Genomic DNA, 17,979 nt, shown 5'->3' with positions numbered 1-17,979 from the left:
GGGCCTTCTTCCGCCGGGCGCGCCGCCTGTACCGCGGCCACCGCCCGGCCGGGTTCCGTGCGCCGGGCGGCCGGTCCGGTGCGCGGCACCGGCTGCTGGCGGCGGGGGCGTACACGGCGTTCCGCGCGCTGTGCGCCGTGGGCCGGTTGCAGGCGCGGGCCGGTCGGCTCCCGCGCGCGGAGGGTCTGCGCGCACGCCTGGCCTATCGCTGGCACCTGCACCGCCCGCTCGACGCGAACCTCGTCGTGTACTGCGCCTACTGGGGCCGCGGTTACGCGTGCAGCCCGGCCGCCCTGCACGCCAAGGCCCGTGAACTCGCCCCGCATCTGCGCGCGGTGTTCCTGGTGGAGCCCGGCCAGGAACACACCGTTCCCGAGGGCGTCGACCACGCGCTGATCGGCAGCCGCCGCTACTGGAAGGTGCTGGCCCGCGCCAGGTACCTGGTGAACAACGCCAACTTCGCCGACGCCGTCGTCAAACGCCCCGGCAGCGTGCACCTGCAGACCCAGCACGGCACCCCGCTGAAGACGATGGGCTGCGACCAGTCGACGTACCCGGTGGTCGCGGCCCGGTCCGGCAGCTTCACCAAGCTGCTGCGCCGCGTGGACCGCTGGGACTACAACCTCTCCTCCAACCGCCACTCCACCGAGATGTGGGAGCGCGCCTTCCCGGGCTCCTACGAGCCCCTGGAGTACGGCTACCCGCGCAACGACGTGTACTGCACGGCCCGCGCCGAGGACGTGGCCCGCGTCCGCCGCGAACTGGGTGTGCCGGAGGGGAGGACGGCGGTCCTGTACGCGCCCACCCACCGCGACCACCACACCGGCTTCGAGCCGGGCCTGGACCTGGAGGCGTTCTGCGCGGCGGCCGGCGAGGACGTCGTCGTCCTGCTGCGCGCCCACTACTTCTACGACCGGGGCGGGCGGAGCAGCGGCGGCCGGATCATCGACGTCACCGCGCACCGCTCCTCGGAGGACGTGTGCCTGGCCGCCGACGCGCTGATCACCGACTACTCGTCGATCATGTTCGACTACGCCAACCTGGACCGGCCGATCGTGATCCACGCCGACGACTGGGAGGTCTACCGGGAGACGCGGGGCGTCTGCTTCGACCTCATGCAGGCGCCGCCCGGTCCGGTCGCGCGCACCGCTCAGGAACTGGCGCGCCTGTTCCGCGACGGCTCCTACGCGGGTCCGGAGGCAGCGGAGCTGCGGGCGCGGTTCCGTGAGCGGTTCTGCCAGTTCGACGACGGCCGGGCCGCCGAGCGGGTCGTACGCCGGGTGTTCCTCGGCGAGCCGCCCGAGCAGCTCCCGCCCGTGATCCCGCTCGCCGAGCGCGTCCCGGCCCCCGCCGCCACCCTCGTGAGGAGCTGACGAGAGCCTTGCCCCGCTTCAGCGTCATCGTCCCCTGCTTCAAGGTGCAGGGCTTCCTGCGCGAGTGCCTGGACTCGGTACTGTCGCAGTCCTTCCGGAACTTCGAGGTGATCGCCGTCGACGACCGCTCCCCGGACGGCTGCGGCGCGATCCTCGACGAGTACGCCGGCCGCGACCCACGCGTGCGCGTGCTGCACCTGCCGGAGAACGTCGGGCTCGGCCGCGCCCGCAACGCCGGGATGCCGCTCGCCACCGGCGACTTCCTGTTCTTCCTCGACAGCGACGACACCCTCACCCCGGGCGCGCTGCGCGCCATGGCCGACCGGCTGGCCGAGACGGGCGACCCGGACGTGCTGGTCTTCGACTACGCGCGCACGTACTGGTGGGGCGGGACCCGGCGCAACGTGCTGGCCCGGGTGCTGGCCGATGGGGGTCCCCCCTGTTCGAGCGGAGCCGAGAACTCGGGGGACGGGGACGGTACTTTCACGGCCGCCGAACACCCGGAGATCCTCGACCTGTTGATGGTGGTCTGGAACAAGGTCTACCGGCGCGACTTCGTCGAGGAGCACGGTTTCACCTTCCCGCCCGGCTACTATGAGGACACGCCCTGGACGTTCCCGGTGATGCTCAGCGCGGGCCGGATCGCCACGCTCGACCGGATCTGCCTGCTGTACCGCCAGCGCCGGCAGGGCAACATCCTGTCCACCACCAGCCGCAAGCACTTCGACATCCACGACCAGTACGAGCGGGTCTTCGCCTATCTCGACTCCCGTCCCCAGCTGGCGGGCTGGCGGCCGTACCTGCACCGGAAGATGGGCGAGCACTGCCTGGACATCCTCGCCAAGCCGGACCGGCTGCCACCCTCGGACAAGGCCGAGTTCTTCCGCCGTACCGCCGAGATGTTCCGCGCGCACCGGCCGGCCGGCGCCGACACCTCCGGTGCGGTGCGGGTACTGGAGGGCGGCTACGCCGCCTACCAGCTCAGGCGCCAGTCCGGGAGGGCCCGCCGGGAGCTCGGGCGCCGCGCGCTGCGGGTGCGCCGGACGGCGGCCGGGCGGGTCAAGGGCGGCTGGGCCGCACTGCACGCCCGCCGCCCGCTGGACCCCGATCTCGTGATGTACTCGGCGTTCTCGCACCGGGGAATGCTCGGCGACCCGGCGGCGATCCACCGCAAGGCGCTCCAGATCGCGCCGCACCTGCGCGGGGTGTGGGTGGTCGGGGACCGGGAGCAGGCCGCGCTGCTGCCGCGGGACGTGGAGGCGGAGTACGTCCTGCCCGGCACCCTGCGCTACCGGCAGCTCGCCGCGCGCGCCGCGTTCTTCGTCAACAACGTCAACTGGCCCGCCGCTCCACCCAAGCGGCCCGGCAGCGTCCACATCCACACCCACCTGGGCACCCCGCTGAAGTACATGGCGGCCGACCTGCTGGGCAAGCCCGGTGCCCGGCACGGCGTCGACGTGCCGCAGATGCTGCGCCGCGCGGACCGCTGGGACTACAGCCTGGTCGCCAACCGCCACTCCGAGCTGGTGTGGGAGCGGGCCTACCCCTGCCGGTTCGCCTCCGCGCGCACCGGCAGCCCCCGCAACGACGTGCTCGTGGGTGCCCGGCCCGGCGCGGGCGCCGCCGTACGTGCCCGGTGGGGCGTCCCGCCGGAGCACACGGTGGTGCTGTACGCGCCGACGCGCCGCGAGTACCGGCGCGGCGGGTACGTCGAGCGCGTCGACCTGGCCCGATTCGCCGCGGACCTCGGCGAGGGCCACACCCTCGTCGTACGCCTGCACCCGTCGCTGGCCGCCGGGCCGGCGCGCGGGATGGGGCTGACCGAGCTGCACCGGCGCGGGGTGCTCGTCGACGCGACGGACGAGCCGCACGTGGAGGAGGTGATGCTCGCCTCCGACGTACTGGTCACCGACTACTCGTCCCTGATGTTCGACTACGCCAACCTGGACCGGCCGATCGTGATCCACGCCGACGACTGGGGGGCGTACACGGCGAGCCGGGGCGCCTACTTCGACATCACCGCCGATCCGCCGGGCCATGTGTCGCGGTCCTACCGGGAGCTGACGTGGCTGTTCGCGTCCGGGAGCTGGCGGGACACCGAGTCGGCGCGGCTGCGGAGCGGTTTCCGGGCGCGGTTCTGCGAGTTCGACGACGGCTGGGCGGCCGAGCGGGTGGTACGGACCCTGATCCTCGGCGAGGAGGACTGGGCGCCGCAGCCGGTGGTGCCCGCGCCGTCCGGGGCGGTCGCCCAGCTGCCCGCACAGGCTTCGGGCCGCGACCTGCTGGCGCCGTCGTGAGGGGACGCACGCCCGGGTGACGTCCCTGGCGGCCCCGTACGTGGGCGCTGGTTTTGGCCGGGCGGTCCGCGCGAGCCGCGGGCAGAGCGTGGACCTGCTGCACTTCCACGGGCCGAGCCCGGCGGCGCGGGCCGCGAAGGAGTGCCGGGCCCGCGGGCGCAGGGTGAGGAGGCGGGGCTGAACCCGGTCACTCGATGACGAGTTCGACCGGGATGTTGCCCCGGGTGGCGTGGGAGTACGGGCAGACCTGGTGGGCCCGCTCGACCAGCTTGCGGCCGGTGGCCTCGTCGACGGAGGCGGGCAGTTCGATGCGCAGGGTGACGGCGAGCGCGAAGCCCTCGCCCTGCTTGCCGATTCCGACCTCGCCGGTGACCGCGGCGTCGCCGACGTCCACCGCGGCCTGGCGGCCGACCAGACCGAGGGCACTGGCGAAGCAGGCGGCGTAGCCGGCGGCGAACAGCTGCTCGGGGTTGGTGCCCTGCCCGTTGCCGCCCATCTCCGGCGGGAGGGCCAGCCGCAGGTCGAGGCGGCCGTCGGAGCTGACGGCGCGGCCCTCGCGGCCGTGGGTGGCGGTGGCGACGGCGGTGTAGAGCGCGTCCATGAGAACCATCCCTCTCGGGGAGTCGTGTGGCTGCCTGGACGCCAGTAGAGCACACAACTCAATTGCGCACAATCAAATAGCGCGCCAGAGCTATCCTGGCGGTATGACTACCGAGGCTCCGCAGGGCGCCGCCGCGCAGGACGCGGAGTGGCTGCGCCTGGACCGCCAGATCTGCTTCTCGCTGCACGCCGCCTCGCGCGCCTTCAACGGCGTCTACCGCGTGGTCCTCAATGAACTCGGACTGACCTACCCGCAGTACCTGGTGATGCTGGTCCTGTGGGAGCACGGCGAGACCCCCGTGAAGAAGCTCGGCGAGCACCTGCGCCTCGACTCCGGCACCCTGTCCCCGCTGCTCAAACGCCTGGAAGCGGCCGGCCTGGTACGCCGTGAGCGCAGCACGCGCGACGAGCGCTCGGTGGAGGTCCGCCCGACCGAACAGGGCGCGGCACTGCGCGCCCGCGCGCTGCGGATACCCCGCCGCGTCATGTCGGCCACCGGCTTCACCCTCGAGGAGATCCGCGACCTCCACACCCGCCTCGACCGCCTCACGACGGCTCTCGACACGACGGCCCTGGAGGAAACACCGGGCTGCGAGTGACGCGTGGCGCCCCCACCGCCGCGGTACGGTCTTCCGGCCGGCTGTGACGCTCGGAGAAATTGATCAGGTCGATCAGGGAACCCGAGTTCGAGTCTCACCGTCTTCCCCAGGGGACACCAAGTCCCTCTTAATCGGAGATTACCGACCTCACCTACTATTCCCGGCCGTGGATTCCATGCACCCGCATCAGACCCCCCACGTCGGCGTCGTCGTGATCGGCTACAACGACGCCGCCCACATAGCCGACGCCGTGCGCTCGGCCCTCGCGCAGGGACCCGCCGTCGGCGAGGTCGTCGCCGTCGACGACTGCTCGACGGACGGCACCTTCGAACTGCTCGGCCGCCTCGCCGAGTCCGAACCGAGAGTGCGGGTCGTCCGGCGCGAGGAGAACAGCGGTGGCTGCGGCACCCCGCGCAACACCGGCCTCGACGCGGTGACGTCGCCGTACGTGATGTTCCTCGACAGCGACGACGTACTGCCGCCGGGCGCCGTGGACACGCTGCTCGGCGCCGCCCGGGAGGAGCGAGCGGAGGTCGCGAGCGGCCTGTGCGTGCGCCGTGAGCTGCCCTCCGGGCGCGAAGTGCCTTGGCAGGAGCGGCTCTACGAGGAGAGCGCCGTCCTCACGCACCCCGCCCGGCTCCCGCGCCTCGTGCACGACACCCTGTGCGTCAACAAGCTGTACCGCACCGACTTCCTGCGCGAGCACGCCATCCGCTTCCCCGAGGGCCGCTTCCGCTACGAGGACTTCGTGTTCACCGCGCGCGTGCTGGCCGCCGGACCGCGCGTCGCCCTCGTCCCGGACCGGGTGTACGTGTGGAACGTACGCCGGTCCGCCGAGAACCTGTCGATCTCGCTGGACCGCGCGACCATCGACAACTGGCGGCAGCGCATCGAGGCGAGCCGGACGGCGTACGAGATCCTGCTGAACGCCGGCCGGAAGGAGCTCGCACGGGCCGCGCGCGCCAAGTTCCTCGACCACGAACTGCGCATGTACGCGCGCGAACTGGGCCTGCGCGACGCGGAGTACCGGCGCGCGTGGTGGACGCACACCCGCGCGTACCTCGGCGAGTACGACGCGGCCGACTGGGCCGTCAACCCGACGTCCCCCGGCCGCCTCCTCGGACGGGTGATTCTGGCCTCGCCCGAACCGCGCGATCTGCCGCGCCTGAAGGAGTTCGCCGCCCGCCCGGCCCGGCTCTGCCCGCCGTACGCGCGGGACGAGGACGGCACACCGGTCTGGGCGGAGGACCTGCCCCGGATCACGCTGGAGCCCTACCTGACCCGGCCGGTGCACCTCCTACCCCTCGCCGTGGACGCGGAACTGCGCCCGCGCGCGCGTGGCAGCCTGCTGCGACTGCGCCTGCACGAGCTGTACGGCAGGGTGGCCCCCGCCGGCCCCAGGACCCTGGAGCTTCAGTGGCGGCACCGGGAGACGGGCCGCGCGGCCCGGCGCGCCACCGTCCCCCTCACGCCCGCCACCGCCGACACCTGGTCGGCCGAGACGGTCGTGGACCTCGCGGGGCTCGGCGCCGGCACCTGGGACCTGCGGATGCGGGTGTGCTTCGCCGACGGCACGAGCCGCGAGGCGACGGCGCACGCCCGCGCGGGCGCCGGTCTGCTGCGCCGCCGTGTCGTGCCGAGCGTGCGGTACGGCGTCCTGCTGGTCCAGCCCTACGCCACGCACTCCGGCGCGCTCTCCCTGCGCCTGGCGGTCGGGCTCAACGGGGTCACGTCCGTGCTCCGTGGCAGGCTCCGCCGTCTGCTTCACTGAGGTGCCTCACCGAGGACAGACCGGGACGAAAACCCCGGCCGCGCTCCCCGCCCGTACGACGACCTGGCCAACTGACGAGGAGAAGCCCGCACATGACATGGCTGATCACCGGCGGCGCCGGCTACATCGGAGCGCACGTCGTCCGCGCGATGAGGGAAGCGGGCGAGCGGGCGGTGGTGTACGACGACCTGTCCACCGGCATCGCCGAGCGCGTCCCGCAGGGGGTTTCGCTGGTGGTGGGCTCCACCCTGGACGGCGACCGGGTGGCGCGCGCGCTCGCCGAGCACGAGGTGACCGGGGTCGTCCACCTGGCCGCGAAGAAGCAGGTGGGCGAGTCGGTGGACCGGCCGCTGCACTACTACCGGGAGAACGTCGAGGGCCTGCGCGTCCTGCTGGAGGCCGTGACGGCGGCCGGGGTCGGGGCGTTCGTGTTCTCCTCCTCGGCGGCCGTGTACGGCATGCCGGACGTGGACCTGGTCACGGAGGAGACTCCGTGCGCGCCCATGTCGCCGTACGGCGAGACCAAGCTGGCCGGCGAGTGGCTGGTCCGTGCCACGGGCCGGGCGACGGGCCTGGCCACGGCGTCCCTGCGGTACTTCAACGTGGCGGGCGCGGCGCGTCCGGAACTGGCGGACGTCGGCGTGTTCAACCTGGTCCCCATGGTCTTCGAGCGGCTGACCGAGAAGGCGCCCCCGCGCATCTTCGGCGACGACTACCCCACGCCGGACGGCACCTGCGTCCGTGACTACATCCACGTCGTGGACCTCGCGGAGGCCCATGTGACCACGGCTCGCGCCCTGCTGTCCTCCCCGGGCCTGGACCTCACCCTGAACATCGGCCGCGGCGAGGGCGTCTCGGTGCGCGAGATGATCGACACGATCAACGCCGTCACCGGCTACGACAGCCCCCCGACGGTCACCCCGCGCCGCCCCGGCGACCCCGCCCGCGTCGTCGCCTCCGCCGACCGCATCGCCACGGAACTCGGCTGGAAGGCCAAGCACGACGTCCACGACATGATCACCTCGGCCTGGCAGGGCTGGACCCGCCGCCACCCGGAGGCGGCCCGCGACTGACCCCCGCACCGTCCACCACCGGGCCGCTTCAGCGAGTCCGGCGGCGCCCGCGCCACACCCCGGCCGGACCAAGGCCCGCCCAGCGCATCATGCTCGGACGACCGCGGGAGCCGCCCGCTTCCCCGCACCCCTCAAGCGGGAGACCCCAGCAACACCCGCGCCACACCCCGACCGGGCCAAGTCCTGTCCGGCGCATCATGCCGGGATCGCGGGAGCGGCACGCTTCCCCGGGCTCCTCAAGCAGGGGACCCCGGCGGCGCTGTCGCCGGTCACCGATGTCCGTCGCTTCCTGCCCCGCCCTGCCGCCGCACCGGCCCTCTCCCTCACCTGGGCTGACAGGCCCCGTGGCCTGGGAGCCGGCCGTGTCCGCCGGACAGCCCTACAGCGCCTTGATGGCCTCCGTCGTCCCCCGGGCCAGGGCGTCCAGGTAGCCCTTGGGGAGCTTCGGGGCGCGGATGACGACCGCGCGCCAGTACAGCGGGCCCGAGATCAGGTCCAGGGCCAGGTCCCGGTCCAGGCCGGGACGGATCTCGCCGCGGCTCTCGGCCGCCGTCAGGATGCTGCTGGCCACGCTCTCCTGGCCGTCGCGCAGGGCCTTCCGCATGGCCTCGGCGATGTCCGGGTTGCGGGCCGCCTCGGCCTGCAGATCCGGGATGACCTGCGAGGCCACCGGGTGGCGCAGGGCCCGGGAGGTCACCTCGTACAGCAGCCGCAGGTCGGCCTCCAGGGAGCCGGTGTCCGGCGCGGGCAGGCTCTGCACGGCGAGCGCCGAGACGATGTCGAGCACCAGGTGCAGCTTGGAACGCCAGCGGCGGTACACCGCGGTCTTGCCGACGCCCGCGCGCCGCGCGATCCCCTCGATGGACATGCGCGCGTAGCCGACGGCCGCGAGTTCCCCGAAGACCGCGGCCCGGATCGCCTCCGTCACGTCCTCGCGCAGTACGGCCGCCCCGGCGGGGGCACGGCGGCGCGGACGGGTCCGGGGCTCCTCGGCGTTCGTCGTCATGGCGCCCAGCATAGGGCGTGACGACGAAACGGTTGCGTCCCGACGTCACTTCGCCCTACGCTCACGTTGCGACGATACGGTCCCGTCCCGACGTAAGAAACCGTGAAGAGAACCGTAAGAAACCGTTCCGAGCGAAAGCAGCGGATGTGAGCCAGGTCCTCCACGCACCGCCCCCCGCCCCGGCCGAGGACGACCTCGCGGCGCTCGCCGCCCGACACGGCCTGTCCGTCAGCGGCGCCCGCCCCTCCCTGCCGGAGTACGTGCGCCAACTGTGGGCGCGGCGCCACTTCATCAACGCCTTCGCCACGGCCAAGCTGACCGCCCAGTACAGCGAGGCGAAACTCGGCCAGGTCTGGCAGGTGGCCACCCCGCTGCTGAACGCGGCGGTGTACTACTTCGTCTTCGGCATCCTGCTGGGCACCAGCCGCGGCGTGGCCGACTACGTCCCGTTCCTGGTGACGGGGGTGTTCGTCTGGACGTTCACACAGAACTCGATCATGTCCGGCACCCGCGCGATCTCCGGCAACCTCGGCCTGGTGCGGGCCCTGCACTTCCCGCGGGCCGCGCTGCCCGTGTCGTTCGCGCTGCAGCAGCTGCAGCAGTTGCTGTTCTCGATGGCCGCCCTGGTGCTGATCCTGCTCGGTTTCGGCATGACGCCCGGCGTGTCGTGGGTCCTGGTCCTCCCGGTGCTGGCGCTGCAGTTCGTGTTCAACGCCGGCGTCTCGATGGTCATGGCCCGGATGGGCGCCAAGACGCCGGACATCGCACAGCTGATGCCGTTCGTCCTGCGTACCTGGATGTACGTCTCCGGCGTCATGTGGAGCATCGACAGGACGCTCACGCGCTCCGACGTGCCGCACGTGGTGAAGGTGCTGCTGGAGTCCAACCCGGCGGCCGTCTACATCGACCTGATGCGCTTCGCGCTGATCGACAGCTTCAAGGCCCACCAGCTCCCGCACCACGTATGGGCGTTGGCGCTGGGCTGGGCGCTGCTCGCCGGTGTCGGCGGGTTCATCTACTTCTGGAAGGCTGAGGAGACGTACGGCCGTGGCTGAGCACACCGAACCCGTCCCCACCGTCATCGCCGACGAGGTCGACATCGTCTACCGGGTCAACGGCACCGGCTCCGGCCGCGGCAGCGCGACCGCCGCCCTCAACCGCATCCTGCGCCGGGGGAAGGCCGAGAAGGCCGCCGGCGTACGCCGGGTGCACGCGGTGAAGAAGGTCTCGTTCGTCGCCTACAAGGGCGAGGCCATCGGCCTGATCGGCACCAACGGCTCCGGGAAGTCCACGCTGCTCAAGGCGGTCGCGGGCCTGCTGCCGGTGGAGAGCGGCAGGATCTACACCGACGGTCAGCCCTCCCTCCTGGGCGTGAACGCGGCGCTGATGAACGACCTGACCGGCGAGCGCAACGTCCACCTCGGCGGCCTGGCCATGGGCATGTCCCGTGAGGAGATCAAGTCGCGCTACCAGGAGATCGTCGACTTCTCCGGCATCAACGAGAAGGGCGACTTCATCACGCTGCCGATGCGCACCTACTCCTCCGGCATGGCGGCCCGGCTGCGCTTCTCCATCGCCGCCGCCAAGAACCACGACGTCCTGCTGATCGACGAGGCGCTGGCCACCGGCGACCGCAAGTTCCAGCAGCGCTCCGAGGAACGCATCCGGGAGCTGCGCAAGGAGGCCGGCACGGTCTTCCTGGTCAGCCACAACAACAAGTCGATCCGTGACACCTGCGAGCGCGTGCTGTGGCTGGAGCGCGGTGAGCTGCGCATGGACGGGCCCACCGAGGAGGTCCTGGAGGCGTACGAGGCCTTCACCGGCGGCGCCGGCAAGCGCCCCAGGAAATAGCCGGCCGGAGAGGAGCCACGGGCACCACGGCGTACAGCACCTCGCCGACCAGGACTCGCTCAGGACCGCCCAGGACCGCTCAGGACATGAGGGCGCCCCGGACCCGCCGGTCCGGGGCGCCCTCGACGTACTGTCCGGGCGCGCGCTACGAGTGCGTGCGCAGCAGCGTACGCATCGTCCGCATCGCCACCGACAGGTTGGCGAGGTCGAACGCGTCCGATCCCTGGATCTCCTCGAGCGTGGCGCGTGCCCGGGAGAGGAGCGCCGCGTTCTTCTGCTCCCACACCTTGAACCGCTGTTCCGGCGTGGCGGAGCCGTCGCCCACGGCCAGGACGTCCGCGGTCACGGCCGCGTGCGCCGCGTACAGGTCCTCGCGGATCGCCGCACGGGCCATGGACTGCCACCGGTCGGCGCGCGGCAGCTCAATGATGCGGTCCATCAGCTGGGTGATGTTCAGGCGGTCGGCGAGGTCGTAGTACACCTCGGCGACGTCCATCGCGTCCTTGCCCATGCGGTCGGCCACCGAGACGATGTCGAGCGCCGGGAAGGCGGAGGAGAACCCCGCCACCCGCGTGGCCGTCTCGTCCGGGACGCCGGCGCCGGACAGCTCGTCGTAGACCTGCTGGTACCACTCCAGGTCCGCGCCCTTGAGCAGCTTGGGCAGGGCCGCCCAGACCTGTCCGACCCGGTCGGCGAAGAACTCGACGGTCTCGCCGAGCTCCACCGGCTGCGGCCGGTTGTTCAGCAGCCAGCGCGTGCCGCGCTCGACCAGGCGGCGCGAGTGCAGCCGGATACGGGTCTGGACATCGGCCTGCACCTTGTTGTCCAGCGCCTCGACCGCGTCCCACACAGGCGCCGACCGGAAGATCGCGCGGGCCACCGTCTGTGCCCGGACGATCTCCTCCAGCGACGCGCCGGTCTCCTCCCGCAGGCGGTGCAGATACGTCGTACCGCCCGTGTTGACCGTGTCGTTGACCAGGACGGTCGTGGTGATCTCACGGCGCAGCGGGTGGTTGTCGATCTGCTCGCCGAACTGCTCGCGCAGCGGGGTCGGGAAGTAGGTGTGCAGCAGACCGCGCAGGTACGGGTCGTCCGGCAGCGAGGTGTGCAGCAGCTCCTCGGCGACCGTGATCTTCGTGTATGCCAGCAGGACGGCCGTCTCCGGGCCGGTCAGACCGTGCCCGACGCTCAGCCGCTCGCGGATCTGGCGGTCGGTGGGCAGGAACTCCAGCGCCCGGTCCAGGTTGCCCTCACGCACCAGGTGCTTCATGAAGCGCTGCTGGGCGTGGAGCATGTCCTTGGACTGGGCGAGCGCGTTGGCGATCGCCGTGTTCTGCGCGTAGTTGGTGCGCAGCACCAGGGCGCCGACCTCGTCGGTCATCTCGGCGAGCAGCTTGTTGCGCTGCTTGACGGTCATGTCGCCGTCCATGACCAGGCCGTTGAGCAGGATCTTGATGTTCACCTCGTGGTCGGAGGTGTCCACGCCGGCGCTGTTGTCGATGGCGTCGGTGTTGATCCGGACGCCCTGCGTCGCGCACTCGATCCGGCCGAGCTGGGTGAAGCCCAGGTTGCCGCCCTCACCGACGACCTGGACCCGCAGGTCGCGGCCGTCGACGCGGATGGCGTCGTTGCCCTTGTCGCCGACGTCGGCGTGGGACTCGGTGGACGCCTTGACGTACGTACCGATGCCGCCGTTCCACAACAGGTCCACCGGGGCCTTGAGGACCGCCTGCATCAGCTCGGCCGGGGTCAGCTTGGTGACGCCGGACTCGATGCCGAGGGCCTCGCGGATGTGCGCGTTGAGGGGGATCGACTTGGCCGTACGGGGGAAGACCCCGCCGCCGGCCGAGAGCAGCTCGGTGTTGTAGTCGGCCCAGCTGGAGCGGGGCAGCTCGAACAGGCGGCGGCGCTCGGCGTAGCCGACGGCCGCGTCCGGGTCGGGGTCGATGAAGATGTGCCGGTGGTCGAAGGCGGCGACCAGCCGGATGTGCTCGCTTCGCAGCATGCCGTTGCCGAACACGTCACCGGACATGTCGCCGATGCCGACGACCGTGAAGTCCTCGGTCTGGGTGTCCACGCCCAGCTCCCGGAAGTGCCGCTTGACCGACTCCCAGGCGCCGCGGGCGGTGATCCCCATGCCCTTGTGGTCGTAGCCCGCGGAGCCGCCGGAGGCGAAGGCGTCGCCGAGCCAGAAGTCGTACGACTGGGCGACCTCGTTGGCGATGTCCGAGAACCGTGCCGTTCCCTTGTCGGCCGCGACCACCAGGTAGGTGTCGTCGCCGTCGTGCCGCACGACGTCCTGCGGGGGCACGACCTCGCCGGCGACCATGTTGTCGGTGATGTCGAGCAGTGCCGAGATGAACGTCTTGTAGCTGGCAACACCCTCCGCCATCCACGCGTCCCGGTCCACGTTCGGGTCGGGCAGCTGCTTGGCGACGAAACCGCCCTTGGCGCCGACCGGCACGATGACGGTGTTCTTCACCATCTGCGCCTTGACCAGGCCGAGGATCTCGGTGCGGAAGTCCTCGCGCCGGTCGGACCAGCGCAGGCCGCCCCGGGCGACCTTGCCGTAGCGCAGGTGCACGCCCTCCACGCGCGGCGAGTACACCCAGATCTCGTACGCCGGGCGCGGCGCCGGCAGGTCCGGGATGGCCTGCGGGTCGAACTTCAGGGCGACGTAGTCGTGCGGCCGGCCGTCCTGCGCCTGCTGGAAGAAGTTGGTGCGCAGGGTCGCCTTGATGACGTTGAGGTAGGCCCGGAGGATCCGGTCCTCGTCGAGGGAGGCCACCTCCTCCAGGGCCGCGTCGACCTCTTCGAGCAGCGCGTCCACGAGCTCGTGCCCGGCGCCCTGGCGGTCCGGCGACATCCGCGCCTCGAACAGGGAGAGGAGCAGCCGGGTGGTGTGGACGTTGTTGCGGAGGGTGCCCTCCATGTAGTCCTGGCTGAAGGTCGAGCCCGCCTGGCGCAGGTACTTGGCGTACGCGCGCAGGGCCATCGCCTGCCGCCAGGTCAGCCCGGCGGACAGCACCAGGGCGTTGAACCCGTCGTTCTCCGCCTTGCCCGTCCAGACGGCGGCGAAGGCGTCCTGGAAGCGCTCGCGGGCGTCGTCGCCCAGGTAGTCGCCGCTGCCGCTGATCTCCTTGGGCATGAGCAGACCGAAGTCGTAGATCCACGCCGTCGTGTGGTCCGCGCAGCGCAGCTCGTACGGCCGCTCGTCGGTGACCTCGACGCCGAGCCGGCTCAGCACCGGCAGGACGGCGGACAGGGAGACCGAACCGCCCTTCTGGTAGATCTTGAAACGGCGCTCCTCGGGGGCGGCGCCCACCGGCTCGTACAGGCTGAGCACGAAGGACCTGCCCTCGTTCAGCTGATCGAGGTTGACCAGGTCGGCGACCGCGGCGCGCGGGGTGTGGTCGGCCTTGTAGCCCTCGGGGAAGGCGCCCGAGTAGTGGCGCAGCAGCTCCGAGGCGCGCTCCTCGCCGAGTTCGGCGGTCAGCGCCTCGGCGAAGGCGTCCTCCCAGGAGCGGGCGGCCTCGACCAGGCGGGCCTCGATGCGCTCCTTGTCACCGTCGGACAGCTGCGACAGCTCGGTGCCCTGCGGCACGCGGACCACGAAGTGCAGCCGGGAGAGGACCGACTCGGTGTTCCAGGCGGTGAAGTCGACGCTGGTGCCGCCCAGCTCCTCCTTGAGGATGTCGATGATCCGCAGGCGTACGCCGGTGGTGTAGCGGTCGCGCGGGAGGTAGACGAGGGCCGAGTAGTAGCGGCCGTACTCGTCCTGGCGCAGGTACAGGCGCAGCCGGCGGCGCTCCTGCAGGTACAGCACGGAGGTGGCGATCGCCTGCAGCTCGCCGACCGGGGTCTGGAAGAGCTCGTCGCGCGGGTAGGTCTCGAGGATCTGCAGCAGGTCGCGCCCGTCGTGGCTGTGGGGCGCGAAGCCGGCGCGCTCGAGGACCTCGTCGACCTTGCGCCGGATGACCGGGACCCGGCGCACCGACTCGGTGTAGGCGACGGACGAGAACAGGCCGAGGAAACGACGCTCGCCGACGACCTCGCCCTTGTCGTCGAACTTCTTGACGCCGATGTAGTCCAGGTAGGAGGGCCGGTGGACGGTGGCCCGGCTGTTGGCCTTGGTCAGCACCAGCAGCCTGTGCTCGCGCGCCTTGGCGCGGGCGTCGGCGGGCAGCCGCTCGAAGGACGGGCTGACCGGGTGGTTGTCGTCGCCGGCGTGCGGCGGGTCCGCGCGCAGTATGCCGAGCCCCGTGCCGGGCAGGGGGGCCAGGGAGTCGTCGTCGCGCAGCTGGTACTCGCGGTAGCCGAGGAAGGTGAAGTGGTCGTCGGCCAGCCAGCGCAGCAGCTCGCGGGCCTCCTCGACCTCCTGCGGGTGCAGGTCGTCGGGCACGGACTCGCCGGGCAGTCCCTCGGCGAGCCGGATCGCCGCCTCGCGCATCTTCCCCCAGTCCTCGACGGCCTCGCGGACGTCGGAGAGCACGCGCAGCAGGTCGGCGGTGATCTGCTTGAGGTCGGCGCGGTCGGTCTCGCGGTCGATCTCGACGTGGATCCAGGACTCGGTGAACGCGTCGTGCGGCAGCGGCTCGCCGGGCGCCGCGGTGGGCAGCACCTCGATGAGCTTGCCGGTGACGTCCCGGCGCACCACGAACTGCGGGTGGATGACGACGTGGATGCCCCGCCCCAGCCGGGTCAGCTCGCTCGTCACGGAGTCCACGAGGAAGGGCATGTCGTCGGTGACGACCTCGACGACGGAGTGGGTGCAGGTCCAGCCGTTCTCCTCGACGGTCGGGGTGTGGACCCGGACGCTGGCCGTGCCCTGCGGGCGGTTCTCGGCCAGACGGTAGTGGGAGTAGGCGGTTCCGAAGACGTCGACCGGGTCGCGGTCCATGAGGTCCTCGGGGTCGGCGTGCAGGTAGAAACGCTGGAGGAAGGCGAGGACGGAGTCCCGGTCCGGGCCTCCCTCGCCCGCCGACCCGGTCGGGAGATGGCCCCCGAACGGACTGTTCTCAGCTACCCGGGCGGCCCTCTCGAGCAGCTCGGCCTTGGCTTCGTCCAGCTTGGTCTGCATTGTCCTCTGGCTCCTGTCGCGCGCCGTTGCGTGACGTAGAAGGAAGTACGGTCTCTTCCCCTTCGGCGTGACGCCTCGGACCGGGGCGTCCGGTCCACTCCGACGCTATGCCTCGAGGTGAGATGAGCGGGGGGATATCAGCCATCTTCGATGCGTCCGACGGGTGTGACGCTGCTCTCCACGGCACCGGCGCCTGGAGTTGACGCGGCGCCCTGGGGGCTGTCGCGCCCCCTTCCCGCCCGCGAGGATCAGCGACCGCCGCCCGGACACGGATGTGGTCCGTGCTCACCGGGCGCACAGCGGAGGCGACGGTGCCCCCGCGGACTATCGCGCTGATCACGCCACCAAGGCTATCCCTCCTCACGGGGGGCCCGTCATGAGCCGTATGTGTACAAAACCGGGGGTGGAAGTTTGACGTTCTGCACAGGGGCGGCGAGGGCGAAAGCAGCGTATACCTGCTTGCCCCTCTTAGCTGCCCCTGTCCGCCTTTTCCCCCTTTTACCTCTCTTTCTCTCTCTTCTCACTCCCTTCTCTCTTGTTTTTCTCCGCCTTTTCTCCTTCGCTTCACTTCTTTCACTCCGCGAGGCGGTGGGCCTCGGCGACCGCCTCGCGGAGGGTGTCCACCACCGGCACGCCGGCCCCCTCCAGGCTGGCCCGGCTGTGCGAACCGCCGGTGTAGAGCACCGCCCGCGCCCCGGCGTGCCGCGCGGCCAGCGCGTCGTCCGCGGCGTCCCCGATGACCACCGTGCGCGCCGGGTTCACCGTCCCGGCAAGCAGGCCCAGATGCCGCACCATGTGCTCGGACTTGCTGCCGCCGGACGGCCCCGTCCGCCCGTCCACTCGCAGGAAGTGCGATTCGATCCCGAAGCCCCGCACCAGCGGGACGAGGTCCTCGTGCCCGTACATGCTCAGGATCGACTGGCTGTATCCGGACGACGTCCAGCCGGTGAGCAGTTCCACCGCTCCCTCGGCCAGCGCGCAGCGGGTGCGGTGCTCGGTGTAGTGCCGGTGGAAGACGACGTCCATCGCGTCCCACTCGGCCTCGGTGGGGAGCCGGCCCAGCAGCCGCTCGTAGAACTTCGGGACCGGCACGCAGTACAGCGCGCGGTACTGCTCCAGTGTGATCGACTCCAGTCCGAGCTCGGCGAACGCCGCGTTCGTCGCTCCGACGACCGCGGCGTTGTCGTGGAACAGCGTGCCGTTCCAGTCCCAGACGATGTGCGCCCCTGCTTGCTTCCCCATACCGAAAAACGTACCCGCCGCCACTGACAATCAGGAGAACAGCAGGTCAAGGGGTGGGACCGGGGTCCTGGCGGAGTCCTGGCGGGACCCCGGCGGGATTGTTCAGCCGTCGAGCCCGACGAGGTGGGGGATCTCCTGCGTGGCGTACCACAGCAGCTCGTGGTCCTCGGCGCCGTCCACGACGAACTGGGCGTCGTCGTCCCCGGCGTCCGCCGCCCCCAGGGCCTCGGCGGCGGCGGTCACGTCCGCCTCCGCGTCGTCCGCGTCGACGTGCACGGCGGCCGCCCTGGTCAGCGGGACGGGGCCGGCCACCCGTACCTCGCCGAGCACGGCCGGGTCGAGTCCGCGGTCGGGGTCGGCCGCCGCCGCGTTGTCGGGCACGTCCGCGGCGACCACGACCCGGCGCCGCGGCGCGCCCGGGTCCCTGGCCAGCAGCCGCAGGGAGGCGAGCGCGGCCCTGCTCAGCGCGGCGTACTCCAGCTCCTCGATGTCGTCGGAGAGGTACCACTCGCGCAGGGCGGGCGTCACGGCGTACGCGAGGAACGGCTCCGCCCCGAGCTCCCCCGTCTTGTGCGCCTCGGCGAGACCGGAGAGGGTCAGAGGGACGTAGACACGCATGGCAGGCCGCTTTCATGGTCGGAGGGTTCGCCACCCGGACGGCCTTCAGGATACGTGCGCAAGCCCCCTTTCGAGTCCCGGCCATGCCCCCTGAATCGTCCACTTCATGCCCCTCCTTTCACCCGGTGCGCCCCTGTTCTCCCGGGGTTCGCGGCCCCCTCGATCACACGGATAGGTGAATCTGTCCGCCCCGCGACGCGCGCCGCGCCTTCCTTGCCGCCGCCCCTTTCGCCCCGTACAAGAGGCCCAGCAGGAAGTTACTGCCCAGTACGCACCGGACGACCACATCGAACGGGGATCCATGAACAAGGTCATGACCAGGGCCCAGCGCCGCCCGGGCACCCGCCCGCCGGGCCGCCACGACACCCGCCGCCCCGGCGGCTCCCCACCACGCACCCCGACCGGCGGCCTCCCCCGCCACTCCACCCCCGGCGACCGCCCTCCACTCCCGCCCCGCACCACCCCCACC

Annotated in this window: 12 protein-coding genes; 7 read left to right on the top strand and 5 right to left on the bottom strand. The window is 71.6% G+C overall.

Annotation, left to right across the window (positions count from 1 at the left end; genetic code table 11):
• Positions 1-1,373 (top strand): CDP-glycerol glycerophosphotransferase family protein (locus DEP02_RS28410; RefSeq protein WP_198668632.1); only part of this gene is annotated, 1,373 nt, incomplete at its 5' end.
• A gap of 8 nt (positions 1,374-1,381) precedes the next feature.
• Complete coding sequence (locus DEP02_RS28405; RefSeq protein WP_112470536.1) at positions 1,382-3,670, top strand: bifunctional glycosyltransferase/CDP-glycerol:glycerophosphate glycerophosphotransferase; 2,289 nt, start codon at positions 1,382-1,384, stop codon at positions 3,668-3,670.
• Between the two features lie 187 nt (positions 3,671-3,857).
• Here DEP02_RS28405 and DEP02_RS28400 read toward each other — a convergent pair whose 3' ends face one another.
• Positions 3,858-4,271, bottom strand: a complete 414-nt coding sequence (locus tag DEP02_RS28400; RefSeq protein ID WP_112470535.1) for an organic hydroperoxide resistance protein — start codon at positions 4,269-4,271, stop codon at positions 3,858-3,860.
• A 103-nt stretch (positions 4,272-4,374) separates the two neighbouring features.
• Here DEP02_RS28400 and DEP02_RS28395 point away from each other — a divergent pair, with 103 nt between their 5' ends.
• From DEP02_RS28395 to galE, 3 genes are all read left to right on the top strand, one after another.
• A complete protein-coding gene (locus DEP02_RS28395; RefSeq protein WP_112470534.1) occupies positions 4,375-4,869 on the top strand; it encodes a MarR family winged helix-turn-helix transcriptional regulator in 495 nt (164 codons plus the stop codon).
• A 175-nt stretch (positions 4,870-5,044) separates the two neighbouring features.
• On the top strand, positions 5,045-6,640 hold the full coding sequence (locus tag DEP02_RS28390) for a glycosyltransferase family 2 protein (RefSeq protein WP_112470533.1): 1,596 nt from the start codon (positions 5,045-5,047) through the stop codon (positions 6,638-6,640).
• 92 nt (positions 6,641-6,732) lie between these two features.
• Positions 6,733-7,713, top strand: coding sequence for a UDP-glucose 4-epimerase GalE (galE, locus tag DEP02_RS28385; protein ID WP_112470532.1), 981 nt, complete (start codon positions 6,733-6,735; stop codon positions 7,711-7,713).
• 379 nt (positions 7,714-8,092) lie between these two features.
• Here galE and DEP02_RS28380 read toward each other — a convergent pair whose 3' ends face one another.
• On the bottom strand, positions 8,093-8,719 hold the full coding sequence (locus tag DEP02_RS28380; RefSeq protein WP_112470537.1) for a TetR/AcrR family transcriptional regulator: 627 nt from the start codon (positions 8,717-8,719) through the stop codon (positions 8,093-8,095).
• A 146-nt stretch (positions 8,720-8,865) separates the two neighbouring features.
• Between DEP02_RS28380 and DEP02_RS28375 the strand changes: the two genes are divergently transcribed.
• Positions 8,866-9,774: an ABC transporter permease gene (locus DEP02_RS28375; protein ID WP_112470531.1), complete on the top strand. Its 909-nt coding sequence runs from the start codon at positions 8,866-8,868 to the stop codon at positions 9,772-9,774.
• Positions 9,767-10,570 carry an ABC transporter ATP-binding protein gene (locus DEP02_RS28370; RefSeq protein WP_112470530.1) on the top strand — a complete coding sequence of 268 codons (804 nt, stop codon included), beginning with the start codon at positions 9,767-9,769 and terminating at the stop codon, positions 10,568-10,570. The genes DEP02_RS28375 and DEP02_RS28370 overlap by 8 nt, the downstream gene beginning before the upstream one ends.
• A gap of 145 nt (positions 10,571-10,715) precedes the next feature.
• Here the strand turns inward: DEP02_RS28370 and DEP02_RS28365 are convergent, their stop codons facing one another.
• From DEP02_RS28365 to DEP02_RS28355, 3 genes are all read right to left on the bottom strand, one after another.
• Positions 10,716-15,650 (bottom strand): NAD-glutamate dehydrogenase, encoded by a 4,935-nt coding sequence (locus DEP02_RS28365; RefSeq protein ID WP_112470529.1) that lies wholly within the window; start codon positions 15,648-15,650, stop codon positions 10,716-10,718.
• A 573-nt stretch (positions 15,651-16,223) separates the two neighbouring features.
• On the bottom strand, positions 16,224-16,892 hold the full coding sequence (locus tag DEP02_RS28360) for an HAD family hydrolase (RefSeq protein ID WP_112470528.1): 669 nt from the start codon (positions 16,890-16,892) through the stop codon (positions 16,224-16,226).
• Between the two features lie 102 nt (positions 16,893-16,994).
• Positions 16,995-17,510, bottom strand: a complete 516-nt coding sequence (locus tag DEP02_RS28355; RefSeq protein WP_112470527.1) for a DUF6912 family protein — start codon at positions 17,508-17,510, stop codon at positions 16,995-16,997.
• Positions 17,511-17,979: the final 469 nt, after the last annotated feature.

It is taken from the genome of Streptomyces triticisoli (genome assembly GCF_003270085.1).
Lineage (GTDB): Bacteria > Actinomycetota > Actinomycetes > Streptomycetales > Streptomycetaceae > Streptomyces > Streptomyces triticisoli.
Note: the sequence above shows the minus strand (reverse complement) of the source record. Positions and strands in the feature narration are given on the sequence as shown.